The sequence below is a fragment of the Kitasatospora sp. NPDC002227 genome, from assembly GCF_040296285.1.
Lineage (GTDB): Bacteria > Actinomycetota > Actinomycetes > Streptomycetales > Streptomycetaceae > Kitasatospora.
Window position 1 is genome coordinate 1 of record NZ_JBEOWY010000043.1, and the last position, 23,060, is coordinate 23,060.

A 23,060-nucleotide genomic window follows, 5' to 3' on the forward strand; every position below is an offset into this window, starting at 1 on the left:
CACGGCTCCTCCGGGGGGTCGGACGGGTACGGAGAGTGAGCCAAACGGTGGGCCGTCTGGGCCCGCCCGTGCCCGGGCGAGGGGCGGTTCGTCGTACCCACGACCCGTTCCGAGAGGATCTCCATGATCTCCGCTCGTCGCCTCACCGCCGCCGCGGTGGTCGCCGCCGGTCTGGTGGCCGCCGGTGCCGCCACGGCCTCCGCCGCCACCACCTCGGCCGCCGCCCCGAACGCCCGGATCGCCTGCGCGGCCGACTTCCAGGCCCACCTGGCCAAGGCCGTCGCCCTCGAGGCCCCGAACGCGGGCGCCGTCTTCGACACCCGCACCCCGGGCCGGGAAGCCTCCTAGTACCGGCAGTCCCGCCACCGACTCCTCGTCACCTGCACCTAGGAGCACCTGATGGACGCCAAGGGCGTGCTCGACACCACCCCAGCTGCCGAAACCGCACCGAAGTGGTGCCCGAGCGGACAGGCCCACGCGCCCGAGTCGGTCGTCCTCGGCGTCCGCTCGCAGGAGGACGGCGGCGTCACCTACCTCGCCGAGCCGATTCCCGCCGCCGAGGCCCTGCCGCTCATCCCCGAGGGGATCGAGCCGACCCGGGTGCTGCGCTTCGCCTCGCACTGCGTCAGCGCCTGTTCACACCGGTCCGGCAGCGAGTGCACCCTGATCTCCAAGATCCGCACCCTGCCGCCGAAGGCCGATGCGAACCTGCCGCACTGCCACCTGCGGCACGACTGCAAGTGGTGGAGCCAGGTCGGCGCCGAGGCGTGCGGGCGCTGCCCGGCAGTCGTCACCACCATTCTCGCCACCGAGACCACGGTCGGCATGGCCGCCGACCCCTCGGTCACCCCGGAGCAGCTCCAGGAGTGGATCGCCGCCAATCCGGCGGGGCCGTCCGGAAGTTGAGCTCCACTGCCCTGTTCCGTCCGACCTGAGAGGAACCTCATGACTCCCGTCCGCAGCCGCACCGGCCGCAGCACCCGCACGGTCGACTTCCACGCCCACCTGGCCAAGGCCGTCGCCATGGAGACCCCGAACGCCGGCGCCGCGTTCAACCAGCACCGCCAGGGCGTCCCCGTCCGCCGCACCGCCCGCGCCGAGTTCCAGGCCCACCTGGCCAAGGCCGTCGCCATGGAGGCCCCGAACGCCGGCGCGGTGTTCGAGGCCAACCGCCTCGGCAACTGGAACGTCGACTGACCGTCACCGTCCGGTAGCTGACGGGCCGCGATGTCCGAAAGCCGCCAGCAGCTGCCGCCCGCCCGGCACAGACTCGTGTCCTGGCCCGCCCGCACGGGGTGGGCCAGGACACGGGAGGCGGATTCCGCATGCACGTCGCACCAGGTCTGAAGGTGCTCTACTTCGGCACGCCGGTGGTGCTGGTCAGTTCCCTCAACGAGGACGGCACAGCCAACCTGGCGCCGTTCTCCTCCGCCTGGTGGCTCGGGCAGTACGGCATGCTCGGCATCGGCAATTCCGCCAAGACGGCCGAGAACCTGCGCCGCTCGGGCGAGTGCGTGCTCAATCTGCCCTCGGCGGCCCAGGTGGACGCGGTGGACCGCCTGGCCCTGACCACCGGGCGCCGCGAGGTCTCCCCCACCCGGGCGGCCCAGGGGTACCGGTACCAGCCGGACAAGTTCGCGGTGGCCGGGCTGACCGAGCAGGCCGCCGAGCTGGTCGCCCCGCCGCGGGTGGCCGAGTGCCCGGTCCAGCTTGAGTGCCGGGTCACGGCGGCGCACCCGTTCGGGCCGGGCGGCTTCGCCACCGGCTTCGAGGTCGAGGTGCTACGCGCCCACGTGGCCGAGGAGTTGGTGATCCCGGGCACCGCGTACGTCGACCCGGTGGGCTGGGATCCGCTGATCATGAAGTTCTGCGAGTTCTTCGGGGGCGGCGAACCCGTGCACCCCTCCCGGCTGGCAGCGGGCTGGCAGATGCCGCACCGGCTGGCACCGGCCGAGTAGCGCCGAGGGAATCCCCGGGAACTGACTCGCACACACGGCCGACAGCTCTGAGGACGGCGCCACAAGGCGCCGCCGGGAGCTGGGAGGACGGCCGTGCACATACCTGGACGCACCACGTCGGCGCACCCCGGGCAGGCTGCGGCCCCGGCGCCGATGGCGGTCCCACCGCCCGGCCGAGCGCGAAGGAGGCGGCGAAGAGGAGGCCGAGCAGCAGGGCGAAGGCCGCAAGGCCGGTCGAGTTGCGTTCACATCTGACCAGTCGCGGCCGCCCCGCCCCGGGTCCCCGCTGCTGCTGCGGGGTCAGATCCGGCCGGTCAGGACGAAGCCGGCCTCGTCGACGGCGAGGCGGACGCGCTCCTCGTCGATCTCCCCCGCGACGGTGACCCGGCCGGACTTGGCGTCCGCCTCGACGGCGGTGATGCCGGGGAGGGCGGCGAGACCGGCGCTGACGGTGCGCTCGCAGTGGCCGCAGCTCATGCCCTCGACGGCGAAGACGGCGGTGCTGGACATAGGTGGTTCCTCCGGTGACGGTGACAGCGGTGCCCGGCCCGTGGTGCGGACCGGGGTGCGTGCCCAGGACAGCGCACCGGTGGTGGCGGGGGCACCGGGACACGCCGTCCGGTGCCCCCTTCGGGTGGAGCGGGGAACTTCTCAGGCCGCCCGGCCGACCGGGACGCGGGCGGCGTGCTCCGCGTCGCCGAGCTGGCGGATCAGCGCCCCGCGCGCCCTGCTCACCCGGGAGCGGACGGTGCCGACCAGGCACCCGGTGAGCTGGGCCACCTCCTCGTACGGCAGGCCCACCAGGGTGGTCAGCACGAAGGCGTCCCGGCGCTCGGCCGGCAGCGCGTCGAGCAGCTCGCCCAGCGCGATGCCCTCCTCGAAACCGGGCAGGCCGCCGGGCTGGACCTTCTCGGCGGCGCTCTGCCAGTCGTCGGTGTCGAGCAGCTTCCGCCGGCAGGCCGCGAGGCGGTAGCGGTCCACGACCGTGCGACGGGCGATGGCGAGCAGCCAGGTGCGGGCCGAGGAGCGGCCCTCGAACCGGGGCAGGCTGCGCAGCGCGCGCAGGTAGGTGTCCTGGGTGAGGTCGTCGGCGGCCTGTGGCTCGCCGGTGAGGTGGGCGACGAACCGCCGGACGTCGGCGCGGGTGGCGCGCACGAACCGCTCGACGGCCGCCGGGTCGCCGCCGCGGGCGGCCAGCGCCCAGGCGGTGACGGTCCGGTCGTCGGAACGCACACGGCTGCTCACGGTGCATGGCGGGGGCAGGGCGGGGGTCAACTCCAGGTGTCCTTGACTCCCTGGACGCCGACAGTCGGGCCGGTGGCCAGCAGCTGGCCGCGCTCCCGGCCGGCCACCAGCCAGCCGAGCGCCCCGGCGCCGCCGAAGGCGGCGGCCGGCATCCACCCGGGGACGGCCAGGCCCGACATCAGGACGTGACCCGTGGCGGCGAGCAGCACGCAGGCCGCGGCGAACACCGCAGCCCGCCCCGCTCGTACGCCCCGTTCTGGTTCCATGACCAGCACATCCTCGCACTCTTCACACCGCCCGGACGCCCCTCTCCCCCGGTTCTGACCGGCCGGACGCCTGCGACCGACGTCACATCGGGCGCCCGGGAACCGGGGGAGCGGAGCAGCCGACCACCCGTACGGGCAGGCCCTCACGGACCGTCAGGCGGAGGGCCGGCGGCGCAGCCCCAGGACCCCCCGGCCCGCGCCGATCACGCCGACCACGATGCCGACCACGCCCAGCGTGCGGGCGGCGGAGTCGGCGGACTTCGCCTCGGCCTTCGCGGCCGGGGCCGGGGCCGGGGCGGTCATCCCGTGGCTGTCGGCATCGGAGGAGGAGGCCTTGGTGAGGGTCAGCACGGGCGCGGGGTGCTGGGGTTCGGGCTGGCCGGCCCTGGTCTCGTCGATCCAGCGCACGACGGTGCCGTCGTCGTAGGTCTGCAGCGCCTTGAAGACCAGCAGCACCTGCCCGAGGGCGGTCGCCCCGATGATCGACACCGGCCCACGGCGGCGGCCCGCCGCGAGGCTGCCGACGGAGAACAGGAACGACCAGCCGGCCAGCACCGGCCCCCACGCCAGGCTGCCGCAGGCGGCGACGTGCCCGGCCGACCCCAAGGCCGCCCCGGCGGACGCGAACGCGGCCGCGCGCACCAGCCGCACGTCGGATGCGGCCGTGCGGGGTTCCTCGGGGCGATGGGTGGTGACCATGGCGGGGACATTCTGACAGGCCCGCCGGCCCCGCGGGCCCTGATCCGCCGGACGCTCCGTCAGGTCACATCCAGCCGAACGGGGCGCCTGCCGTGTAGGAGACGGCGCGGGTGGCGGCGTCCAGCTCGGGGTCGGTGGCGCGCTGGTCGGTGAAGCGCAGCACCGTGACGGTGACGTACGGCCCGACGGCCTCGATCCGGGTGCCGGTGGCCGAGTGGCTGCCGGGTGCCGGGCCGGCCGGGTCGCTGGTGAAGGCGAAGACGGCGGGGTCGAGGCCCTGGCGGGCCTTCGCGGCGGCGGCCGCGTCCGCGTACCGCAGCACGGTGACGCTGGCCAGCAACTGCTGGTCGGACCGGACGAAGCCGAGCTTGAGGTAGCCCTGGCAGCCGGTGGCGGTGAGCACGTCGTGGGCCCGGTCGCCGAGCGTCTCGGCGCAGGTGGCGCCCTCCGCGCCGACCGTGCGGTGGCCCTTGAAGGCCTCCAGGTCGACGGCGCGGTCGGCCGGGAAGTACCGGGCGGCGGTGAACGGCTCGGGGGTGAAGGCCGGCGCGGGCGCCGGCGCGGCGGCGGCCGGCTTGGCCGGGTGGGAGCTGGCCGGCCCGAGGCCGGGGATCCAGTCGCCGGGGTGCGGCCGGGTGACGATCCAGCCGGCGCCGGTGGCCAGCACCGCCAGCCCGCAGCCGATCAGCACTCGGCGCTTGCTGCGACGGACGCGGTGAACGGGCGTGGTGGCGGCGGTTGCGGAGCCGTCCGCCGGGCGCGGATCGCGCTCCCCCTGCGAGGTCATGGCGCAGATTGTAAGCACATCAGTTGATCACTCCCGCTGCGAGGTGGTGACCCGCCTTGGCTCCGCGGTGGTGGCCGCTGCTTCCGAGGTGGTGGCCGCTACGGGGACCCTTGACCAGTCCGTGGACCACCGCGCTACCGTCAGCGGTGGCACTGTGACAACTCGCACACCCTCACGCCGATCTTCTGGCGGGTTCCCTCTAGCGACAGCCCAGGCCACCCAGGCAGGATCAGGCACATGGATCTGCTCGACACCCTCACCGCCAAGGGCCTCGCCCGGGAACTCCCCACCCGCGAGGAAGCGCTCGCCGTACTCGCCACCACCGACGACGACCTGCTGGACGTGGTCGCGGCTGCCGGGCGGGTCCGGCGGCAGTGGTTCGGCCGCCGGGTCAAGCTCAACTACCTGGTGAACCTCAAGAGCGGGCTCTGCCCGGAGGACTGCAACTACTGCTCGCAGCGCCTCGGGTCGAAGGCCGAGATCCTCAAGTACACCTGGCTCAAGCCGGAGCAGGCCGCCGAGGCCGCCGTCGCCGGTGTCGCGGGCGGCGCCAAGCGCGTCTGCCTGGTGGCCAGCGGCCGCGGTCCGACGGACCGTGACATCGAGCGCGTCGCCGACACCATCTCGGCCATCAAGGACGCCAACGAGTCCGTCGAGATCTGCGCCTGCCTGGGCCTGCTCTCCGACAACCAGGCCGAGCGCCTGAAGGCCGTGGGCGTCGACGCCTACAACCACAACCTCAACACCTCCGAGGCCACCTACGGCGACATCACCTCCACCCACACCTACGCGGACCGGGTGGACACCGTGCAGAAGGCGCACGGCGCGGGCCTGTCGGCCTGCTCCGGCCTGATCGCGGGCATGGGCGAGAGCGACGAGGACCTGGTCGACGTGGTCTACGCCCTGCGCGAGCTGGGCTCGGACTCGGTGCCGGTCAACTTCCTGATCCCCTTCGAGGGCACCCCGCTGGCCAAGGAGTGGAACCTCACCCCGCAGCGCTGCCTGCGCATCCTCGCCATGGTCCGCTTCGTCTGCCCGGACGTCGAGGTCCGCATCGCCGGCGGCCGCGAGGTGCACCTGCGCTCCATGCAGCCGCTCGGCCTGCACATCGCCAACTCGATCTTCCTCGGTGACTACCTCACCAGCGAGGGCCAGGCCGGCCAGGCCGACCTCGACATGATCAAGGACGCGGGCTTCGAGGTCGAGGGCGCGGGCGAGCCGACCCTGCCCCGGCACCGCAGCGAGGCCGCCGCGGGCGGCTGCGGCGGCGGCTCCTGCGGCCCGTGCGGCGACGAGCCGGCGGCTGCGGCCGCTCCGGCTGCGGAGGAGAACGACGAGCTCCGCAGCGACCTGGTCAAGGTCCGCCGCCGCGGCGCCGGCACCGAGCTGGCCCCGAACGCCTGACCCGACCCGCTGAGAACGGCACCTTGAGATTGGCCCGCACGTGAACTCCCCGCAGACCCTGCTCTCACTCGACCAGGCCCACGTCTGGCACCCGTACGGGCCGATGCCCGGCAAGGTGGCGCCGTACCTGGTCGAGTCGGCCTCCGGCGTCCGGCTCCGGCTCGCCGAACCGGTGGGCGGGCAGAGGGAGTTGGTGGACGGCATGTCCTCCTGGTGGGCGGCCGTGCACGGCTACCGGCACCCCGTCCTGGACGAGGCCGTCCGGGACCAGCTGGGGCGGATGAGCCATGTGATGTTCGGCGGGCTCACCCACGAACCCGCCGTCCGGCTGGCCGCCAAGCTGGTGGAGATCACGCCGGAGCCGCTGCAGCACGTCTTCCTCGCCGACTCCGGCTCGGTCTCGGTCGAGGTCGCGATGAAGATGTGCCTGCAGTACTGGCAGTCGCTCGGCCGCCCGGCCAAGCGGCGGCTGCTCACCTGGCGCGGCGGCTACCACGGCGACACCTTCCACCCGATGTCGGTCTGCGACCCCGAGGGCGGGATGCACCAGCTCTGGGGCGGCGTGCTGCCGCACCAGGTCTTCGCCGCCGAGCCGCCGGCCGGGTTCGACGCCGGCCTGGACGAGGCGTACGCGAGCGAGCTGCGCGAGCTGATGGCCCAGCACGCCGGCGAGCTGGCCGCCGTGATCGTGGAGCCGGTGGTGCAGGGCGCGGGCGGGATGCGCTTCCACTCGCCCGAGTACCTGCGGCTGCTGCGCGAGCTGTGCGACGAGCACGACGTGCTGCTGGTCTTCGACGAGATCGCCACCGGCTTCGGCCGCAGCGGCGCGCTCTTCGCGGCCGACCACGCGCAGGTCTCCCCCGACGTGATGTGCCTGGGCAAGGCGCTGACCGGCGGCTACCTCACCATGGCCGCCACCCTGTGCACCTCGCGCGTCGCCGAGGGGATCAGCCGGGGCGAGGTGCCGGTGCTGGCGCACGGGCCGACCTTCATGGGCAACCCGTTGGCGGCGGCCGTCGCCAACGCCTCGATCGACCTGCTGCTCGGCCAGGACTGGCTCGCCGAGGTGAAGCGGATCGAGACCGGCCTGCGGTCGGGCCTCGCCCCGGCGCTCGACGTGCCGGGCGTCGCGGACGTCCGGGTGCTCGGCGCGATCGGGGTGGTCCAGCTCGACCACCCGGTGGACGTGGCGGCCGCGACCGAGGCCGCCGCCCGCGAGGGCGTCTGGCTGCGGCCGTTCCGCGACCTGATCTACACCATGCCGCCGTACATCACCGGCGACGAGGACCTGGCCCGCATCGGCGCGGCCGTGACAGCTGCGGCGGTGGCGGGATGAGTACCGTTCTGTTCGTGACCGGCACCGGCACGGAGGTCGGCAAGACGGTCGTCACGGCGGCCGTGGCCGGGATCGCCCCGGGCCGGGTCGCCGTGGTCAAGCCCGGCCAGACCGGCGTCGCGCCGGACGAGCCCGGGGATCTCGCCGAGATCGCCCGCCTGACAGGCCGCCAGTTCACGGCGCTCGAACTCGCCCGCTACCCTGAGCCGTTGGCCCCCGACACCGCCGCGCGTCGCTCCGGCCTGCCCTACCTCTCCCCCGCTGCCGTCGCCTCGGCCGTGGCCTCGCTCGCCGCCGACCACGACCTGGTGCTGGTCGAGGGCGCGGGCGGCCTGCTGGTCCGCTACGACGAGCACGGCCACACCCTGGCCGACATGGCCACCGCCACGGCGGCCCTCGGCGTGCCGGTCGCCTTCCTCCTGGTCACCACCGCTGGGCTCGGCACCCTCAACAGCACGGCCCTCACCGCCGAGGCCCTCGCCGCCCGCAACCTCCCCCTCACCGGCCTGGTCATCGGCTCCTGGCCCGCCGCCCCCGACCTCGCCTCCCGCTGCAACCTCTCCGACCTCCCCACCGTCGCAGACGCCCCCCTCCTCGGCGCCCTCCCCGCCGGAGCGGCCGGCAAGCCCGGCGAGCCCTTCCGCACCCTCGCCGCCGCCTCCCTCGCCCCCGCCCTCGGCGGCACCTGGACCGAGGCCTCGCTCGGCTGACCCGTCCCACCCCTCGAAACCCGGTTCTGTCCCGTCAGCCGTGCTGGTAGGAAGGCCGGTATGAGTGATCTTCTGCTGCGCGCCGCCCGAGTGGACGAGATATCCGAGCTGCTGGCCTTCTGGGCCCGGGCGGCCGAGGGCACGAGCATCTCGGACGACGAGGCGGGCGTCGCCCGGCTGCTCGCCCGTGACCCCGGGGCACTGATCGTCGCCGAGCGCGGCGGTGCGCTGGTGGGCACCGTCATCGCGGGCTGGGACGGCTGGCGGGCGAGCCTGTACCGGCTGGCGGTGGCGCCCGAGGCACGGCGGCAGGGGGTGTCGAAGGCACTGCTCGCGGCGGCCGAGGAGCGGTTCGTGGCGCTCGGCGGCCGCCGGGGTGACGCGATGGTGCTGACGGCCAACGAGCAGGGGCAGCACGCCTGGGCCGCCGCCGGGTACCGCCCGGAGGAGCAGTGGCGGCGCTGGACCAAGCCACTGGCCTGACGGCCGGCCGGCCGCCCGGTCAGCCGTCGCTCCCGGGCGGTTCCCACACCGAGTGGTCGTGCGCGAAGAGCACCCGCCGTGGTTCGAACTCCGCGATCCGATCCAGCCAGGGCCGGTACCCCGGCAGCGGCTGCGCCACCCCGTCCAGCGCCGCCCGCCGGGCCAGCTCGGCCGCACCGAACTCCGAGGCACAGTCGTACGCCTGCCCGGCGAGCACCACCACTCCGTCCCGCTGCCGGACCACGAGCGACTGGTGCCCGTCGCTGTGCCCGGGCGTGGGCACGACCCACACCCCCGGCCACACCTCCACCTCCCCGGCGAGTTCCTCGTACCTCGCCCCGGCGAAGTCGACGAGTCCCTCCGCCGTGTAACCGCCCTGACGGGCCGTGGCCAGCTCGATCTCCTGCACCAGCACAGGCGTGCCGGCCAGCAGCGGGTTGCCTCCGCAGTGGTCGAAGTGGAGGTGGCAGGTGACGATCAGGGAGACGTCCGCGAAGGTGACTCCCGCAGCCGCCAGAGCCGCCCCCAACTCCCTGCGGCGAGGCCGGTAGTGAGCCTCGGTCTCCGGGCCCGCCGCGCCGATGCCGGTATCGAAGAGAATCAGCCCTTCCTCCCGCCGCACCAGGTACCCGAGCACGGGCTCCACCCTCGGTTCCGGCCCACCGGTCTCCACCGCCGGCCGGACGAAGTACCCGAGATCGAGCCTGCGGATCGCACTGTTCTCACCCATCCCGCCATCCTGGCACCCCGCACCGCCGCACCAGGGCGGATCTGCTCCCAGCAGACCGGGCCGGACCGCCCGCGGGAGCGTTCGCACCGCCGCCACCGGCGGCGGCCGCTCAGTGCGAAGGCGTGCTCGCGCCGATGGCCAGGACCGCCAGGCCGAGCAGCACGCTCGCGGCCGCCAGCGACCAGCGGGCCACTCGCAGCCGGCGGCGGCGGGGCAGCAGCCAGGTGGTGACGGCGGCCAGTGCTGCGGCACCCAGCATGGCGGCCACGGTGGTCTTCACCTCGTGCCCGGCGCCCATGCAGGCGCCGGAGCCGTCGTCGCAGCCGGTGTCGCCGAACTTCACCAGGGTGGCGATCACGTTCAGGATCAGGAAACCGAAGACCCAGACCGGCCACAGGACCGTACTGAGCAGCCCCGGGATCCACCACCTGCCGTCCTTCTCCACCGACACCTGTGACTCCGTCATCGATCTTCCTCCCGCGCGGAGCCTACCGCCTCCCGCTCCGCCACCCCGCCCGGGGAAGCCCCGACTCCGGTTCCGCAAAACTGATACAACGTCAACTCACTTCCTCCATAATCGAGTTGGCCTTGACCGAGGCCATACACGACCAGAGATCCGGGGGGATCATGCGCGACCGTACGCAAGCTCCGGCCGCCGGGGGGATGTCCGCGCAGCGGCCGGCGCTGCCGCTGCTGCTGGCCCTGGTGACGGCCCTCGCCGTGCTGTTCACCGCGCCGAACGCCGCCCAGGCGGCGAAGGCCGACCGGCCGAGCCGCCCGCACACCGGCCAGGACTGCCGGCAGGCCCGGCCCGGCCATGCGTCCTGCCGGGTGCTGACCCGGGCCGCCGCCGGCCAGTCCGACGGCTACGGGCCGGACGACCTGCGCAGTGCCTACGGCCTCGCGCCGGACCCGGGCCGCCCGGGCGACCTGGTCGCCCTGGTGGATGCCTACGACGACCCGAACGCCGCCGCCGACCTCGCGGTCTACCGCGCCAGGTACGGGCTGGCGGCGTGCACCGAGGCGAGCGGCTGCTTCACCAAGGTGAACCAGCGCGGCGGCATCGACAGCTACCCGGCGCCGGACGACAGTTGGGCCCGCCAGACCTCGACCGGCCTGGACGTGGTCGCCGCCCTGTGCCAGCAGTGCCGCGTACTGCTGGTCGAGGCCGACTCCGACCGCGGCGACGACCTCGGGGCCGCCGTCAACACCGCCGTCGCCCTGGGCGCCCGGTACGTCGCCACCGGGTACGGCACACCGGAGGACGCCTCCCAACTCGCCCTGGACGCCAAGTACTACGACCACCCGGGCGTGCTGATCACGGCCGCCGCGGGCGACAACGGCTACGGCACCTCGTACCCGGCGGCCTCCCCGTACGTGCTGGCCGTCGGCGGCACCACTCTCACCCGCAACCCCGACCCCGCCTCCCCCCGGGCCTTCGACGAGAAGGTCTGGGGTGACGCCACCGGCAGCAACGGCGGTACCGGTTCGGGCTGTTCGACGCTCGAGCCCAAGCCCGCCTGGCAGCGGGACACCGGCTGCGCGGGCCGGATGACGAACGACCTCGCGGCCGTCGCCGACCCGGCGACCGGGGTGGCCGTCTACGACAGCTACGGCGACCAGGGCACCGAGGGCTGGTCGGTGGCGGGCGGCACGGCCGTCGCGGCCGCCGTCGTCGCGGCCGCCGCGGTGCACGCGGGCCCCTCCGCGGTCGACGCCCGGCCGGCCTCGTACCCGTACCTGCCAGTCCACCAGGGGCTGACCTGGGCGGTGGGCACCGGGACGAACGGCACCTGCGACCCGGCCAATGCCTACTTCTGCACCGCGCAGAAGGGCTACAGCGGGCCGGCCGGCCTCGGCTCGCCCCGGGCCACGCTGGCCTTCTCCGACCGGCTCGGCGGGCACGGCGCGATCATCCTGACCTCGCCGCCCGCGCAGACCACCGCCGTCGGCTCGGCCGTCTCGCTGAAGATCTCGGCGAAGAGCCTCTGGTCGAACACGCTCCAGTTCACCGCCACCGGCCTCCCGCCCGGCCTGGCGATCGACCCGGCCACCGGCCTGATCACCGGCACCCCCACCCGCTGGGGCACCTGGACCACCTCGATCAGCGTCTACGACTACCACGGCCACGACCTCGGCGCCTCCTTCACCTGGCGGATCACCCCGGCGGGCGGCTGCTACCCCGCGCAGCTCCTCGCCGACCCGGGCTTCGAGACCGGCACCCCCGGCCCCTGGACGGCCACCGGCGCCTGGACCTTCGACACCGCCCACCCCGCCGCCACCGGCCACTACTCCGCCTACTACAACCGGCGCATTGCCGGCGGTACCCCCGACACCCTGCGGCAGACGGTCACCATCCCGGCCAACTGCACCTCCTACCACCTCGGTTACGACCTCTGGCCCTCCTCGGACCTCCCGGCCGGCACCCCCGCCGAGGACTTCCTCCGCGTCCAACTCCTCGACCCCAGCGGCGGCGTGGTCGCCACCCTGGCCAGCCACACCAACCAGGACGACACCGACCACTTCGTCCACCACGACCTCGACCTCACCCCCTACGCCGGCCGCACCCTCACCCTTGCCTTCACCACCGAAGCCGCCCTGCCCACGGCCGGACAGACCGACTTCGCCCTCGACAACGTCGCGCTGACCGTGGGCCTGTGACCCCTGCGCGAGGTACCCCGCTGCCGTGTGCCGTTCGAACGGGTCCGTCCGCCCGAAAGGGCACCGGTACCGGCGGCGGGTGCCGCGGCGGAGCGAGGCGCGCCAGACTGTCGGCATGCTGATCCCTGCCGAGCGCGACCGACCTCTGCTGCGGTTCTGGACGACGACCCGCGCGAACTTCTACGCCGACGACCGGGCGGCCCGGTGGACCGCGCGAGCGGCCTGGCTGATGGTGACCGCGTCGATCTGGCTGATACTCATGGCCACGGTGGTGTTCGGCCTGATGGTCGCGGGGGCGCAGCCCGGCATGGTGATGGTGCTGACGGTGGGGACGGCCTTCGCGGTGCCGATCATCTCGATGGTCGCGGTCACCTCCGGGCCGACGGGCCGGCTGGCGCCGCCGGTACTGACCGCGCTGGTGCTGATGGCCGCCGTGGTGGTCGGCTTCTGGCTGAGCTGAACCGCAGCCGGGCCGACCAGGTCAGCCAGACCTGGCCAGGTCGACGGGGCTCAGGCCCCGGAAATGCCGGACGGGCCGTCACCGGAATCTCGGTGACGGCCCGTCGTCGTGGTGCTCACGCGTTGGTGCTGGTCAGGAACCGGCGCTTGATCGAGCGCCGGGCGCGGCCGCTGCGGCGGACCTCCCGCGCGATGCGGTACTGCTCGGCCTCCCGCAGACGCTCGTCGATCGCGGCCCGCGCGGTGTCGAACTGGTAACCCATGATTCTCGCCCCCTGGCTACGGGCGACCGCCGACACCACCTTCGGTGTTGGCCCTTGGGCCGCCCTCATGCCTACGATTCTACATCGCTTCTCGCGCATCCGCCTTCTAATTCACACCCCGGCCGGGTGATTGCCATCTCATCGAAGGCCAGATGTCCGCTTGGTGACTATCTGTCATCCGAGCCCCGGACCCGCGCCGGACGCGACCTGGCGAAGTCGGCGATTCTTAGGTTAGCCTCACCTAATGAACAGTCTGCTGCTGGCCGCGAACACGGCCGGATACACCACGCCCCAGGCCTGGCGGGTGCTCACCAAAACCGGCTACTTTCTCGGCCTCAGCGGCGCGATCGGCGCCACGGTCACCTACGCGACCACCGTCCGCCCCGCACTCCGCGCCACCGGCCGCACCACCGGCAGCTCCGACCGCAGCTCCGACGGCGCGACGGCCCTGCGCTCACGCACGGCGAGCTACGTCGCCTGGGCAGGCGTGGTGCTGCTGGTCGCCGGCTACTGCCAGCTCGCCGCCCGGGTCGCCCGAGCCGGCAAGGGCACACCGTTCGGCGAAGCCCTCGCCCCGAGCAGGATCTGGGACTTCCTCCAAGCTCCGGCCGCCAAGGGCGCCTGGATCGCCCAGGGCACCGTCTATCTGGTCCAGAGCATCGTTCTCGTCGTCACCGCGGCCGCGATGATCAGCCTGTTCGCCCCCACCGCCCGCCGGCACACCGATCGCATCGCCCTGGCCGCCCTGCCGCTCAGCCTCGCGGTCACGCTCATCGCCGCCGTCCCGGCCACGACCCCCGACGGCCTCGACCGCTGGCTGGACCTCGCACTCGACCAGACCCACATCGTCTCCGGCACCGTCTGGCTCGGCGGCCTCGCCCTGCTCGCCGCCCTCGCCACCGGCCGGGGCCGCCTCGCGGACGGCGACGGCCTCCTGTGGGCGGAGCTCTGGCGTCGCTTCAGCCTGGTCGCCCTGGTCTGCGTCGGCGCCGTCCTGATCTCCGGCCTCTGGCTCAGCTGGAAGCACGTCGGCGCGCTCTCCCAGCTGTGGACCACCGGCTACGGCCTCGCCCTGCTGGTCAAGATCGCCCTGGTGCTCGGGCTGGTCGCAGCCGGTGCCTTCAACCAGTTCTGGCTCATGCCCCGCATCGCCCAGGCCCGCCGGGCCGACGACGCCGCCTCCCTCCGTCACCTGACGCTGCGGCACTTCCCGAAGGTGGTCCTGGTCGAGATCGCCCTCGGCGCCGCCGTCCTGCTGGCCATGCCGTTCCTCGCCGGATCCGCCCGCACCGAGGCGGGCAGCGCCAAGGCCGTCTCCTCCGGGAGCATCTTCATCGCCGGAGCCCTCCTCGCCCTCACCCTGGCCGGCTCCCTCTACGCCACGGCCAAGGCCTCCGAGGCGCTCGCCCGCCGGACCGCTGCCGCCCCCGCCGCGAGCTGACCGCGCCCGAAACGCCGGACGGGCCGTCACCGGAATCTCGGTGACGGCCCGTCGTCGTGGTGCTCACGCGTTGGTGCTGGTCTGGAACCTGCTCTTGATCGTGCGTCGGGTGCGACTACTGCGGCGGATCGCGCGGGCGATGCGGTACTGCTCGGCCTCCCGCAGACGCTCGTCGATGGTGGCCCGCGCGGTGTCGAACTGGTAGGTCATGATGCTCGCCCCCTGGTCCCGGGCGACCGCCGACACCGCTGTGGTGTCGGCCCTTGAGCCGCCCTGACACCTACGATTCTACACCACTTTTCGATGACCGCCTTTCAATTATTGCCCGAAGCGCGAAGATGCCAGGTTATCGAAGGCTTGATGTCCGATTGGGGTCAGTTTGATCCCTCCGATTCACCAGGCGTTCCCCGACAGGCGCCGGACCAGGGCATCAGCCTCCGCCGGGTGGCCCGCCAGCCAGCTGCCCAGCCGCGACCGCGCCTCCCGCTCGACCACGGCCGCCACCTCGGCGTTCCCCAGCCGGTCGCGCCTGCAGCACTCGAACTCCGGCCGGTCCAGCTGTACCGACACCACCGCCGTCAGCCCGGCCCCGACCTGGTCCGCCACGACGACGGGCAGACCGCGCCCCCGCCCGAAGTCGGTCAGCGCCGCCGCCAGCCCCGCGCGCAGTCCCACCTCGTGCGAACCGCCGCCGAGCGTGGCCATGCCGTTGGCGAAGCTGCGGACCCGCTCCCCACCGGAGTCCCGCCAGCGGAACGAACATTCCGCCGCTCCCGCCATGCGCTCGTCCTCGCACCCGAAACTGATCACCTCCGCGTCGTCCGAGTCCAGAAAGGCGACGAACTCCGCCGGCCCGCCCGGGGCCCGGTACCGCTCCGACCTGCCGCTCGCGTCGCTCAGCGAGAGATCGAGCTCCCGGTACAGGAAGGCCAGCTCCCGGAACCGCTCGGCCAGTGCGTCGAACGACAGTTCCGCCGTATCGAAGATCTCCCGGTCCGGCCAGAACGTGATGGCCGTCCCGCTGCCCTCGGCCGCTCCCGCCCGCACGGCCGGACCGAGTGCCACGCCACGCTCGAACTCCTGCGCCCAGCGGGATCCTTCACGCCAGGTCTCGGCCACCAAGCGGCTCGACAGCGCGTTCACGACGGCCAGGCCCAGCCCCAGCACTCGTCGGCCGGGCCGGGGCCACTCGCCCGGCACCGTCAGTGCCGCCTCCAGGTCCGCCGCTCCTGCCCCGTCGTTCCGGACGCGGACCCCGCCGTCGGGCAGCAGGCTGATGTCGACGACCGTGGCGGCGCCTTCCAGCACCTCCTCCATCAGCTCCTCCGCGGACTCCAGCACCATGTGCCGCAGTCCGCGCTCCCCGACGGAGCCGATGTACATCCCGGGGCGCCTGCGAACCGCCTCCGGCCACTCCAACACCACGATCCGACTGGCGTCGTACCCATGCTGATCGTCGCTCATGACATCCCTCCCGAAGGTGCCTCGACAGATCCCTCCACCCTAGGCAAATCCAGGAGAAACACCAGGTCAGACCCCTTGCGCCGAGGTCACGTACGCCCCCGTACCGGCCTCCCCCGAGGCGCCCGCCAGCGCACCTTCGGACCACCCTGGCGAGGGGGCCGCCCCCGTGCCCCGGCCCGGTGCGGAGGAGTTGGGAGCCGTCGCCACGGCACCGATTCAAAAAAGTTCGAACCCCCGTCAGCGGGCCCTGAGTTCCCACACATTGGTGGGCTTGAAGCTGGCGTCCTCGAGGTCGGCGACGACCTCGACGGTGTAGGTGGCCAGGGCCGTGAAGCGCTCGCGCGGGAGGTAGGCCCGGCCGGGGTCGCCGACGATCACCCGGGCGCCGCGGGCCTGGGCGCGCTCGAGGAAGGGGAGGAAGCGGGCGGCCATCGCGCGCTCGTAGAAGACGTCCCCGGCGAGGACCACCTCCGCCGGGGCGCCGTCCCCGTCCAGCAGGTCCTCGACGGCCGCCGAGACCGCGACGCCGTTGGCCGCCGCGTTGATCTCGACGGCGGCCACCGCGTAGGCGTCGATCTCGGCGGCGTGCACCCGCGCCGCCCCGCGCAGCGCGGCCGCCACCCCGACCAGGCCGGAGCCGGCCGCGAGGTCGAGCACCGTACGGCCGGCCACCACCTCGGGGTGGTCCAGCACGTACCGGGCGACGGCGACGCCGCCGGCCCAGGCGAAGGCCCAGAACGGCGGCGGCAGTCCGATCTCGCCGCGCTCGCGCTCGGTGGTCTCCCAGAGCTCGATGGCGTCCTCCGCCATGTGCAGCCGCACCTCCGGCAGGGAGGGCACGGGCTTGAGCTCGGTGTGCGCCCGGACGAACACGGCATCGGCGGCGAGCCCGGCGGCTTCGAGACTGTTCGGCATGTCCGCAGCATAGGGCCCGTGGAGTCGGCCGGTTGACGCCTCGGGGCGGGCCGGTGTCCGGCAACCGCCACCGTCGTGCGAACCTTCACCCGGAGCAGCGAACGGCTGCACGTCTACGGGGAGTGGGCCGGATGACCGGTGCGAAGGTGATCGAGGCCGCGGTGGCGCGGCTGCGGGCGGAGGGCTGCGGCGCCGGCGCCGAACCCCATCCGCGGGCCGGCGGACTCGTGCTCCCGGACGGCAGCCCGGCGCCCGAGTGCCTCCGGCTCTGGGCGGCCTTCGACAACCGCTACCCGCTCAACGGCGGCCGCACCACGGTGCCCCTCGCCGACCGCGAGGGCGTCCTGGCGGTGCAGCCGATGAGCCAGGTGCTGCGGTGGGTGTGCCTGGAGTCGATCGAGGACGAGATCGACGACGAGACGGCGGTGTACCTGGAGGAGCTGGTCGAGCGCTTCGCCACGGAACTCGGCGGCTACGGCGTGGTGCTGGCCGACGAGCACCCGGACCCGGTGCTGTGGATCTCCGCCGCGGGCGAGGTGAGCGTCCTCTGGTACCGGCACGACCGGTTCGACCGGCGGGTGCCGTTCCTCGACCTGATTGCCGAACTCTGAGGCCACGGGCCGGCTCTCAGTACCCGACGGTGAAGCGGGCCCGCCGGTGCCGGGGGTGCTCCGCCTCGTCGAGGAGTGCCACCGCGAGGTCCTCCATCGAGACGGCCGAGCGGCCGGCCGCGTCGGTGAGCAGCTCGTCCCGGCCGAGCCGGTAGCGGCCGGTCCGGGTGCCCGGGGAGAGTTCGGCGGGCGGGGCCAGGTACGTCCAGTCGCTCTCCGGTACGGCCGCCAGGCAGATCTCGTACTGCTCCCGGCAGGCCTCGGCGATCGGGCGTATCTCCGCCGGGAATCCGGGGGTGTCCACCAGCGGGGTGCCGTCCACCAGGAGGGTCGCCGCCCCGCCGACGAGCAGCAGCCTGCCACCGGTACGGACGACGGCCGCGAGCATCGCCCGGGTGACGGCGGCCAGCTCCGGCTCGCGCCCCGGAGCCGGGCGGGTCGCGCTGATCACCACGTCCTGGCCGTCCGTCAGCTTCGCCACCGTCTCGGCGTCACTGGCATCGGCCAGGTGTCCGGCCACTCCGGCGGGCAGCGCGGCCAGGCTCTCGGGCGAGCGGACCACGGCGGTGACGGCGTGGCCCCGGTCGAGCGCCTCGGCGACCACCCGCCTGCCGACGGCGCCGCTCGCGCCGAAGACGGTCAGGCGGAGGGGGTTGGGGTGCATCGGGTTGGGGTGCATCGGGTCAGACTCCTTCGGTGGTGACATCGGTGGAGGCAGTGGTGGAGGCGCTGGTGGGCACCGAGCGGGCCACCACCACGGATTCGCTCGGCGCCTTGCCGCCCCGGCGCAGCTGGGCTGCCGCGAGTGAGCCGAGGATGATCAGGCCGCCCAGCAGCTGAGCCGGCGTGAGCTCCTGCCCGAGCGCCAGCCAGCCGACCAGCGTGGCGACCAGCGGGCTGAGCAGGCCGAGGAAGCTCACCTGGGTCGGTACGAGCCGGCTCAGGCCCCGGAACCAGAGGACGTACGCGAGGGCGGCGCCCACCAGCGTGAGGTAGCCGTAGCCGAGCAGGTTGGCCGCCGACAGGCTGCTCGGCGGCGGGCCTTCGACCGCCCACATCACGGGGAGCAGCAGGAGCCCGCCCGCGACGAGCTGCCAGCCGGTGGTGGCGAGCAGCGAGGCCGGGGAGCTCCAGCGCTTGCCCAGCACCACGCCGGTGGCCATCACCAGCGCACTGCCGAGGGCGGCGAGCACACCGATCCCGTCGAGCCGGGCGCCGGCCCGCAGTACCAGCAGGCTGACCCCGGCGATGCCGGCCAGTCCGGTGAGGACGGTCCGCAGGGTGAGGCGCTGGCCGAGCAGTGCGCTGGAGAGGACGGCGACCAGCAGCGGCTGGACGGATCCGATGGTGGCGGCCACTCCCCCGGGCAGCCGGTAGGCGGCGACGAAGAGCAGGGCGAAGAAGCCGCCGATGTTGAGCGCGCCGAGCACGAGCGCGCGCCACCACCAGACGCCCTTGGGCAGCTGCCGGGTGAAGGCGACCAGGAGCAGACCGGCGGGCAGGGCGCGCAGCACACCGGCGAGCAACGGGCGTCCCGGCGGCAGGAGTTCGGTGGTGACCAGGTAGGTGGTGCCCCAGATGGCAGGGGCGAGGGCGGTCAGCAGGATGATCCCGAGTCGATTTCTTAGCACTAAGATAAAGTATCTCATCGCTAAGAGATTCGCTAGCCTGGTCGGCATGGAAGAGCAGACGGCAGCGCAGACGGCAGTACGGACGGACGAGCAGACGGACGACCGGATCGACCACGTGGACCACCTCCTCGGCCAGTGGGCCCGGGCGCGGCCCGACCTCGACGTCTCCCCCATGGGCGTGATCGGCCGCCTCAAGCGCCTCGCCCGCCTGGTCGACGCCGAACTCGGCCGCACCTTCGCCGAGCACGGCCTCGACCACGCCTCCTTCGACGTGCTCGCGACGCTGCGCCGCAGCGACCCGCCGCACCGGCTGACCCCGGCTCAGCTGATGAAGTCCTCGATGGTCACCTCGGGCGCCGTCTCCCAGCGGCTCGACCGGCTGCAGGCCGCCGGGCTGGTCTCCCGCACCCCCAGCCCGACCGACGGCCGGGTGGTCCACGTCGCTCTCACCGAGGAGGGGCGCGCGCTCATCGACCGCGCCCTCCCCGACCACCTCGCAACCGAACAGCGCCTGCTGGCCGCCCTCCCCCCGGAGCAGCGGACCGCCCTCGCCGAGACCCTGCGCACCCTGCTCCTGTCCCTCGGCGACGCCCACTAGGCACCGGCCTGGTCCGGACCACTGCGTACCGTTTCGATACCGAAACCGTTTTGAGCTGCGGAAACGCTCGCGAGCCGGGGAGCCCGCGAGTACGATCCGGCTCATCGCCCTCCGGCGCGCCACAGCCCGTGCCGCGACCTTCCCGGTGGGCTCGTTCGCGGGGCAACGGAGAGGTGGCCGCGCAGTCGGCACCGCGCGCCAGGGCTGTCGCGCGATCGCGGAAGGGCAGCGTCTTGGCGGATCGGCTCACCGGAGGGGACTCCTCGCTGCTGCGGCGGATCAACGCGGCGGTCACGCTGCGCGCGCTGCGCGACGGCCAGTCCCTCACGCTCACCCAACTGGTCGGCGACACCGGGCTCTCCCGGCCGACGGTCGAGGGCGTGATCGAGGGGCTGATGGAGGCCGGCCTGGTCGCCGAGGTCGAGCAGAGCCAGGAGAACGGCCGTCAGCGCGGCCGCCCGGCCCGCTGGTTCCGCTTCCGCTCCGAGGCCGGGCACGTCCTCGGCATCGAGATCGGCGTGCACGAGACCCGCGTCGTCCTGGCCGACCTCACCGGCCAGGTCGTCGGCAGCGACGCCAAGCAGGTGGAGGAGACCCTGGAGGCGGAGGCTCGGCTCGGCTGCGTCCGCTCCGCCGTGGCCGAGGTGCTCCGCAAGGCCGGTGTCTCCCGGGACAGCCTCTGGGCGGTGGCCGTCGGCACGCCCGGCATCGTGGACCGGGACGGCACCGTACGGCTCGGCACCGCGATGCCCGGCTGGACCGGCCTGGACCTGGGCGCCCGGCTGCGCCGCTCGTTCCGCTGCCCGGTGGTGATCGAGAACGACGCCAACCTGGCCGCCATCGCCGAGCACTGGCAGGGCGCGGCCGTCGGCAAGGGCGACGTGGTCTTCGTGATGGCCGGCCTCAGCCCGGGCGCGGGCTCACTCATCAACGGCAGGCTGCACCGGGGCTTCGGCGGCGCGGCCGGTGAGATCGGCGCCCTCCACCTGCTCGGCCAGGAGGCCACCCCCGAACGGCTCCTCTCCACCACCGGCAAGCCCCTCGACCCGCTGGACGAAGCCGCCGTGGCCCGTGTCCTGCGGCTCGCCGCCGAGGGCGACGCCGTCGCCCAGGGCGCCACCGACCGCTTCCTCCGGCGGCTCGTCCACGACGTGGCCGCCCTGGTGCTCGCGCTCGATCCCGAGCTGGTGGTGGTCGGCGGCTGGGCGGCGGGGCTCGAAGGCGTCCTGGAGCCGCTGCGGGAGCAGCTGGCGCAGTACTGTCTGCGGGCGCCCGAGGTCGCGCTCGCCGCGCTCGGCGAGGAGGTCGTGGCGATGGGCGCCCTGCGGGTCGCTCTCGACCACGTCGAGGAACAGCTCTTCTCGGTCGGGAACTGAGAGCAAGCACTCAGGGGCGCGGGGAGCTGCGCGAAGGCGGGAGGCGGCAGGCCGTCATCTTCCGTCTTCGCGCGGTTCCCCGCGCCCCTGAGCGGTGCGACTGAACCTATGCCGTCCTGGCGGCGCCGACCGGGGTGACCTCCACCAGGCCGGTCTCGCCGAAGGTGAGCTTGCAGGTGTCGGCCCGGTAGGTGGAGACGGCCAGGGCGACCAGGCGGCCGGCGGCGGCGTACTGGGTGGTGACCACCAGCACCGGCGTGCCCGGCGGGCGCTCGAGCAGGCCGGCCTCCTCGGCCTCGGCCACGCCCAGCTCGACCGCGCGGGACTCGCCGTCCACACCCAGCCGCTCCAGCTGCCGCAGCACCGAACGCGAGCGGTCGGTCTCGGTCGCGCCGCCGATCAGCTGCGGGACGGCCGGCAGGTGCGGCACCGCGGAGTCGGGCACGTGCAGCGACTCGACGGCCATGATCTGCCCCTGCACCAGCCGAAGCCGCCGCACGGTGTGCACCGTCTCGCCCTCGGGGATGCCCAGCGACTGCGCGAGCTGCGCGGGAGCCGGGGCGCTCACGCAGTCGACGCTGCGCCAGGCCTGGGACTGTGCCTGGCCGCGCGAACCGCCGGGCCAGCCCTCGTCACGTCGGCCGAGCGGCATGCCGACCCGGGGGGCGGCGATCAGGGTGCCGATGCCACGGCGCCGCACCAGGCGGCCCTCCAGCTCCAGCTGGTCCAGCGCCTGCCGCAGCGTCGCACGGGCGACACCGAAGCGGGCGGCCAGCTCGCGCTCGTTGGGCAGCACCTGGCCGGTGGAGAACTCCCGGTCGATGGTGGCGACGAGCACCGTGCGCAGGTGCCAGTACTTCGGCTCCTGAACGGTCGGCTGCGTGCTCGTGGTCGTCGGCGGCACCGCCGTCAGCTGTCCCTGTCCCACCGGGTCCTCCGCCCTTGAAGGACGGTGGGCCGGCCCCGTGCCCGGTCTTGCGGCAGGTGGGAGGGGCGGGCTTTATCCGTCCTTCTTTATTAAAGGTCTTTGCAGTAACGGACACTAGGGGGTGCCGCCGGAGATGGTCAAGACCAATGACGGAGGATCGATCGCCGACGGACGGCTCTCATGAGGCGTTCAGGTAGTGGGCGCGGCCGGTCGCACCCGCGCGGCCTGGGCGGCTAGGCTTCCCCGGTGATCGTGACGACTGTGAATGTGAACGGCATCCGGGCTGCGGCCAAGAAGGGCTTCCTGGAGTGGCTGGCCGCCACCGAGGCGGACGTCGTCTGCCTGCAGGAGGTCCGCTCGGAGTACGCCCAGCTGCCTGCCGAGCTGCGCGAGCTCGCCGGCTGGCACGCCGTCTGGGCCCCCGCCGCCGCGAAGGGCCGCGCCGGGGTCGCCATCCTCTCCCGCGCCCAGCCCTCCCGGACGCAGATCGGTTTCAACTCGGCCGAATTCGACAATTCGGGCAGGTATGCGGAAATCGACCTCCCGGGCATCACCGCCGCCAGCCTCTACCTCCCCTCCGGCGAGGTCGGCACCGAGCGCCAGGACGAGAAGGAACGCTTCATGGCGGAATTCCTCGTCCACCTCACGCAGCTGCGCGCGAGCGCGGCCGCCCAGGGCCGCGAGGTCGTCGTCTGCGGTGACTGGAACATCGCCCACCAGGAGGCCGACCTCAAGAACTGGAAGGCCAACCAGAAGTCCGCCGGCTTCCTCCCCGAGGAGCGCGCCTGGCTCACCCAGGTCTACGACCAGGCCGGCTACGTCGACATCGTCCGCCACCTCCACCCCGGCCAGGCCGGCCCCTACTCCTGGTGGTCCTACCGCGGCCGCGCCTTCGACAACGACTCCGGCTGGAGGATTGACCTCCAGGTCGCCACTCCCGCCCTCGCCGCCAAGGCCACCACCGCCTACGTCGAGCGCGCCGCCACCCACGCCGAACGCTGGTCCGACCACGCCCCCGTCACCGCCGTCTTCGATCTCGGCCAACTCCTCTAACGCTGACGGAAGATGAAGCGACCTGGTGAGGCTCCTCGGTCA

29 protein-coding genes are annotated in these 23,060 nt (G+C 73.5%); 15 read left to right on the forward strand and 14 right to left on the reverse strand.

The genetic code is table 11. The annotated features are described in order from the left end of the window. Positions 1 to 123: 123 nt before the first annotated feature. From ABT095_RS29000 to ABT095_RS29015, 4 genes are all read left to right on the forward strand, one after another. Entirely contained in the window at positions 124 to 348 is a 225-nt protein-coding gene (locus ABT095_RS29000) for a hypothetical protein (protein WP_350532499.1), read from the forward strand. 51 nt (positions 349 to 399) lie between these two features. After that, on the forward strand, positions 400 to 906 hold the full coding sequence (locus ABT095_RS29005) for a hypothetical protein (protein WP_350532500.1): 507 nt from the start codon (positions 400 to 402) through the stop codon (positions 904 to 906). Positions 907 to 945: 39 nt separating this feature from the next. Next, positions 946 to 1,197 carry a hypothetical protein gene (locus ABT095_RS29010; RefSeq protein ID WP_350532501.1) on the forward strand — a complete coding sequence of 84 codons (252 nt, stop codon included), beginning with the start codon at positions 946 to 948 and terminating at the stop codon, positions 1,195 to 1,197. 128 nt (positions 1,198 to 1,325) lie between these two features. After that, a complete protein-coding gene (locus ABT095_RS29015; RefSeq protein ID WP_350532502.1) occupies positions 1,326 to 1,958 on the forward strand; it encodes a flavin reductase family protein in 633 nt (210 codons plus the stop codon). A gap of 300 nt (positions 1,959 to 2,258) precedes the next feature. Here the strand turns inward: ABT095_RS29015 and ABT095_RS29020 are convergent, their stop codons facing one another. The 5 genes from ABT095_RS29020 to ABT095_RS29040 form a co-directional block, all read right to left on the reverse strand. Further along, on the reverse strand, positions 2,259 to 2,468 hold the full coding sequence (locus ABT095_RS29020; protein WP_350532503.1) for a heavy-metal-associated domain-containing protein: 210 nt from the start codon (positions 2,466 to 2,468) through the stop codon (positions 2,259 to 2,261). Between the two features lie 141 nt (positions 2,469 to 2,609). Further along, entirely contained in the window at positions 2,610 to 3,233 is a 624-nt protein-coding gene (locus tag ABT095_RS29025; protein WP_502885043.1) for a sigma-70 family RNA polymerase sigma factor, read from the reverse strand. After that, complete coding sequence (locus tag ABT095_RS29030) at positions 3,230 to 3,469, reverse strand: hypothetical protein (RefSeq protein ID WP_350532505.1); 240 nt, start codon at positions 3,467 to 3,469, stop codon at positions 3,230 to 3,232. Before ABT095_RS29030 ends, ABT095_RS29025 begins: the two co-directional genes overlap by 4 nt. A gap of 153 nt (positions 3,470 to 3,622) precedes the next feature. Beyond that, positions 3,623 to 4,168 (reverse strand): DUF1775 domain-containing protein, encoded by a 546-nt coding sequence (locus ABT095_RS29035; protein WP_350532506.1) that lies wholly within the window; start codon positions 4,166 to 4,168, stop codon positions 3,623 to 3,625. A 64-nt stretch (positions 4,169 to 4,232) separates the two neighbouring features. Then, positions 4,233 to 4,955 (reverse strand): hypothetical protein, encoded by a 723-nt coding sequence (locus tag ABT095_RS29040; protein ID WP_350532507.1) that lies wholly within the window; start codon positions 4,953 to 4,955, stop codon positions 4,233 to 4,235. 237 nt (positions 4,956 to 5,192) lie between these two features. Between ABT095_RS29040 and bioB the strand changes: the two genes are divergently transcribed. The 4 genes from bioB to ABT095_RS29060 are packed head-to-tail and all read left to right on the forward strand — an operon-like array spanning position 5,193 to position 8,888. After that, positions 5,193 to 6,359, forward strand: a complete 1,167-nt coding sequence (gene bioB, locus ABT095_RS29045; RefSeq protein ID WP_350532508.1) for a biotin synthase BioB — start codon at positions 5,193 to 5,195, stop codon at positions 6,357 to 6,359. Between the two features lie 40 nt (positions 6,360 to 6,399). Next, positions 6,400 to 7,695 carry an adenosylmethionine--8-amino-7-oxononanoate transaminase gene (locus ABT095_RS29050; RefSeq protein ID WP_350532509.1) on the forward strand — a complete coding sequence of 432 codons (1,296 nt, stop codon included), beginning with the start codon at positions 6,400 to 6,402 and terminating at the stop codon, positions 7,693 to 7,695. Beyond that, positions 7,692 to 8,405, forward strand: coding sequence for a dethiobiotin synthase (gene bioD, locus ABT095_RS29055; RefSeq protein WP_350532510.1), 714 nt, complete (start codon positions 7,692 to 7,694; stop codon positions 8,403 to 8,405). The genes ABT095_RS29050 and bioD overlap by 4 nt, the downstream gene beginning before the upstream one ends. 60 nt (positions 8,406 to 8,465) lie before the next feature. Beyond that, the gene (locus tag ABT095_RS29060; RefSeq protein ID WP_350532511.1) at positions 8,466 to 8,888 is read left to right on the forward strand and encodes a GNAT family N-acetyltransferase; all 423 of its coding nucleotides are present in this window, start codon (positions 8,466 to 8,468) and stop codon (positions 8,886 to 8,888) included. Between the two features lie 19 nt (positions 8,889 to 8,907). Here the strand turns inward: ABT095_RS29060 and ABT095_RS29065 are convergent, their stop codons facing one another. Together ABT095_RS29065 and ABT095_RS29070 are read right to left on the reverse strand one after the other, a co-directional pair. Then, entirely contained in the window at positions 8,908 to 9,618 is a 711-nt protein-coding gene (locus tag ABT095_RS29065) for an MBL fold metallo-hydrolase (protein ID WP_350532512.1), read from the reverse strand. A 109-nt stretch (positions 9,619 to 9,727) separates the two neighbouring features. Then, complete coding sequence (locus ABT095_RS29070) at positions 9,728 to 10,084, reverse strand: hypothetical protein (RefSeq protein WP_350532513.1); 357 nt, start codon at positions 10,082 to 10,084, stop codon at positions 9,728 to 9,730. A 161-nt stretch (positions 10,085 to 10,245) separates the two neighbouring features. Here ABT095_RS29070 and ABT095_RS29075 point away from each other — a divergent pair, with 161 nt between their 5' ends. Both ABT095_RS29075 and ABT095_RS29080 read left to right on the forward strand, forming a co-directional pair. Beyond that, on the forward strand, positions 10,246 to 12,279 hold the full coding sequence (locus ABT095_RS29075; protein ID WP_350532514.1) for a putative Ig domain-containing protein: 2,034 nt from the start codon (positions 10,246 to 10,248) through the stop codon (positions 12,277 to 12,279). A gap of 115 nt (positions 12,280 to 12,394) precedes the next feature. Beyond that, the gene (locus ABT095_RS29080; protein WP_350532515.1) at positions 12,395 to 12,739 is read left to right on the forward strand and encodes a hypothetical protein; all 345 of its coding nucleotides are present in this window, start codon (positions 12,395 to 12,397) and stop codon (positions 12,737 to 12,739) included. 115 nt (positions 12,740 to 12,854) lie between these two features. Here the strand turns inward: ABT095_RS29080 and ABT095_RS29085 are convergent, their stop codons facing one another. Further along, the gene (locus ABT095_RS29085) at positions 12,855 to 13,001 is read right to left on the reverse strand and encodes a hypothetical protein (RefSeq protein ID WP_350532516.1); all 147 of its coding nucleotides are present in this window, start codon (positions 12,999 to 13,001) and stop codon (positions 12,855 to 12,857) included. A gap of 244 nt (positions 13,002 to 13,245) precedes the next feature. Here ABT095_RS29085 and ABT095_RS29090 point away from each other — a divergent pair, with 244 nt between their 5' ends. Next, on the forward strand, positions 13,246 to 14,442 hold the full coding sequence (locus ABT095_RS29090; protein ID WP_350532517.1) for a CopD family protein: 1,197 nt from the start codon (positions 13,246 to 13,248) through the stop codon (positions 14,440 to 14,442). A 63-nt stretch (positions 14,443 to 14,505) separates the two neighbouring features. Here ABT095_RS29090 and ABT095_RS29095 read toward each other — a convergent pair whose 3' ends face one another. The 3 genes from ABT095_RS29095 to ABT095_RS29105 all read right to left on the reverse strand — a co-directional run bounded on the left by ABT095_RS29095 (position 14,506) and on the right by ABT095_RS29105 (position 16,821). After that, on the reverse strand, positions 14,506 to 14,652 hold the full coding sequence (locus ABT095_RS29095) for a hypothetical protein (protein WP_350532518.1): 147 nt from the start codon (positions 14,650 to 14,652) through the stop codon (positions 14,506 to 14,508). Between the two features lie 183 nt (positions 14,653 to 14,835). Continuing rightward, positions 14,836 to 15,906: a DNA gyrase subunit B gene (locus ABT095_RS29100; RefSeq protein ID WP_350532519.1), complete on the reverse strand. Its 1,071-nt coding sequence runs from the start codon at positions 15,904 to 15,906 to the stop codon at positions 14,836 to 14,838. Positions 15,907 to 16,143: 237 nt separating this feature from the next. Further along, positions 16,144 to 16,821, reverse strand: coding sequence for a class I SAM-dependent methyltransferase (locus ABT095_RS29105; protein WP_350532520.1), 678 nt, complete (start codon positions 16,819 to 16,821; stop codon positions 16,144 to 16,146). 131 nt (positions 16,822 to 16,952) lie between these two features. Here ABT095_RS29105 and ABT095_RS29110 point away from each other — a divergent pair, with 131 nt between their 5' ends. Then, positions 16,953 to 17,432, forward strand: a complete 480-nt coding sequence (locus ABT095_RS29110; RefSeq protein WP_350532521.1) for a hypothetical protein — start codon at positions 16,953 to 16,955, stop codon at positions 17,430 to 17,432. A 16-nt stretch (positions 17,433 to 17,448) separates the two neighbouring features. Here the strand turns inward: ABT095_RS29110 and ABT095_RS29115 are convergent, their stop codons facing one another. Together ABT095_RS29115 and ABT095_RS29120 are read right to left on the reverse strand one after the other, a co-directional pair. Further along, the gene (locus tag ABT095_RS29115) at positions 17,449 to 18,111 is read right to left on the reverse strand and encodes an NAD(P)-dependent oxidoreductase (protein ID WP_350532522.1); all 663 of its coding nucleotides are present in this window, start codon (positions 18,109 to 18,111) and stop codon (positions 17,449 to 17,451) included. Positions 18,112 to 18,115: 4 nt separating this feature from the next. Then, complete coding sequence (locus tag ABT095_RS29120; RefSeq protein ID WP_350532523.1) at positions 18,116 to 19,063, reverse strand: EamA family transporter; 948 nt, start codon at positions 19,061 to 19,063, stop codon at positions 18,116 to 18,118. Positions 19,064 to 19,109: 46 nt separating this feature from the next. On the opposite strand from ABT095_RS29120, the gene ABT095_RS29125 reads away from it, so the two are divergent. Next, a complete protein-coding gene (locus ABT095_RS29125; protein ID WP_350532524.1) occupies positions 19,110 to 19,661 on the forward strand; it encodes a MarR family winged helix-turn-helix transcriptional regulator in 552 nt (183 codons plus the stop codon). Positions 19,662 to 19,894: 233 nt separating this feature from the next. Continuing rightward, positions 19,895 to 21,037 (forward strand): ROK family protein, encoded by a 1,143-nt coding sequence (locus ABT095_RS29130; protein WP_350532525.1) that lies wholly within the window; start codon positions 19,895 to 19,897, stop codon positions 21,035 to 21,037. A 106-nt stretch (positions 21,038 to 21,143) separates the two neighbouring features. Here the strand turns inward: ABT095_RS29130 and ABT095_RS29135 are convergent, their stop codons facing one another. Further along, complete coding sequence (locus tag ABT095_RS29135) at positions 21,144 to 21,965, reverse strand: GntR family transcriptional regulator (RefSeq protein WP_350532526.1); 822 nt, start codon at positions 21,963 to 21,965, stop codon at positions 21,144 to 21,146. A 252-nt stretch (positions 21,966 to 22,217) separates the two neighbouring features. Here ABT095_RS29135 and ABT095_RS29140 point away from each other — a divergent pair, with 252 nt between their 5' ends. After that, positions 22,218 to 23,018, forward strand: coding sequence for an exodeoxyribonuclease III (locus ABT095_RS29140; protein WP_350532562.1), 801 nt, complete (start codon positions 22,218 to 22,220; stop codon positions 23,016 to 23,018). Positions 23,019 to 23,060 lie beyond the last annotated feature (42 nt).

What these genes read in the sequence shown, in the direction of transcription:
- ABT095_RS29000 (WP_350532499.1), top strand. Translation starts at nt 124, where the DNA reads ATGATCTCCGCTCGTCGCCTCACCGCCGCCGCGGTGGTCGCCGCCGGT.
- ABT095_RS29005 (WP_350532500.1), top strand. Translation starts at nt 400, where the DNA reads ATGGACGCCAAGGGCGTGCTCGACACCACCCCAGCTGCCGAAACCGCA.
- ABT095_RS29010 (WP_350532501.1), top strand. Translation starts at nt 946, where the DNA reads ATGACTCCCGTCCGCAGCCGCACCGGCCGCAGCACCCGCACGGTCGAC.
- ABT095_RS29015 (WP_350532502.1), top strand. Translation starts at nt 1,326, where the DNA reads ATGCACGTCGCACCAGGTCTGAAGGTGCTCTACTTCGGCACGCCGGTG.
- ABT095_RS29020 (WP_350532503.1), bottom strand. Translation starts at nt 2,468, where the DNA reads ATGTCCAGCACCGCCGTCTTCGCCGTCGAGGGCATGAGCTGCGGCCAC.
- ABT095_RS29030 (WP_350532505.1), bottom strand. Translation starts at nt 3,469, where the DNA reads ATGGAACCAGAACGGGGCGTACGAGCGGGGCGGGCTGCGGTGTTCGCC.
- ABT095_RS29035 (WP_350532506.1), bottom strand. Translation starts at nt 4,168, where the DNA reads ATGGTCACCACCCATCGCCCCGAGGAACCCCGCACGGCCGCATCCGAC.
- ABT095_RS29040 (WP_350532507.1), bottom strand. Translation starts at nt 4,955, where the DNA reads ATGACCTCGCAGGGGGAGCGCGATCCGCGCCCGGCGGACGGCTCCGCA.
- bioB (WP_350532508.1), top strand. Translation starts at nt 5,193, where the DNA reads ATGGATCTGCTCGACACCCTCACCGCCAAGGGCCTCGCCCGGGAACTC.
- bioD (WP_350532510.1), top strand. Translation starts at nt 7,692, where the DNA reads ATGAGTACCGTTCTGTTCGTGACCGGCACCGGCACGGAGGTCGGCAAG.
- ABT095_RS29060 (WP_350532511.1), top strand. Translation starts at nt 8,466, where the DNA reads ATGAGTGATCTTCTGCTGCGCGCCGCCCGAGTGGACGAGATATCCGAG.
- ABT095_RS29065 (WP_350532512.1), bottom strand. Translation starts at nt 9,618, where the DNA reads ATGGGTGAGAACAGTGCGATCCGCAGGCTCGATCTCGGGTACTTCGTC.
- ABT095_RS29070 (WP_350532513.1), bottom strand. Translation starts at nt 10,084, where the DNA reads ATGACGGAGTCACAGGTGTCGGTGGAGAAGGACGGCAGGTGGTGGATC.
- ABT095_RS29075 (WP_350532514.1), top strand. Translation starts at nt 10,246, where the DNA reads ATGCGCGACCGTACGCAAGCTCCGGCCGCCGGGGGGATGTCCGCGCAG.
- ABT095_RS29080 (WP_350532515.1), top strand. Translation starts at nt 12,395, where the DNA reads ATGCTGATCCCTGCCGAGCGCGACCGACCTCTGCTGCGGTTCTGGACG.
- ABT095_RS29085 (WP_350532516.1), bottom strand. Translation starts at nt 13,001, where the DNA reads ATGGGTTACCAGTTCGACACCGCGCGGGCCGCGATCGACGAGCGTCTG.
- ABT095_RS29090 (WP_350532517.1), top strand. Translation starts at nt 13,246, where the DNA reads ATGAACAGTCTGCTGCTGGCCGCGAACACGGCCGGATACACCACGCCC.
- ABT095_RS29095 (WP_350532518.1), bottom strand. Translation starts at nt 14,652, where the DNA reads ATGACCTACCAGTTCGACACCGCGCGGGCCACCATCGACGAGCGTCTG.
- ABT095_RS29100 (WP_350532519.1), bottom strand. Translation starts at nt 15,906, where the DNA reads ATGAGCGACGATCAGCATGGGTACGACGCCAGTCGGATCGTGGTGTTG.
- ABT095_RS29105 (WP_350532520.1), bottom strand. Translation starts at nt 16,821, where the DNA reads ATGCCGAACAGTCTCGAAGCCGCCGGGCTCGCCGCCGATGCCGTGTTC.
- ABT095_RS29110 (WP_350532521.1), top strand. Translation starts at nt 16,953, where the DNA reads ATGACCGGTGCGAAGGTGATCGAGGCCGCGGTGGCGCGGCTGCGGGCG.
- ABT095_RS29115 (WP_350532522.1), bottom strand. Translation starts at nt 18,111, where the DNA reads ATGCACCCCAACCCGATGCACCCCAACCCCCTCCGCCTGACCGTCTTC.
- ABT095_RS29125 (WP_350532524.1), top strand. Translation starts at nt 19,110, where the DNA reads ATGGAAGAGCAGACGGCAGCGCAGACGGCAGTACGGACGGACGAGCAG.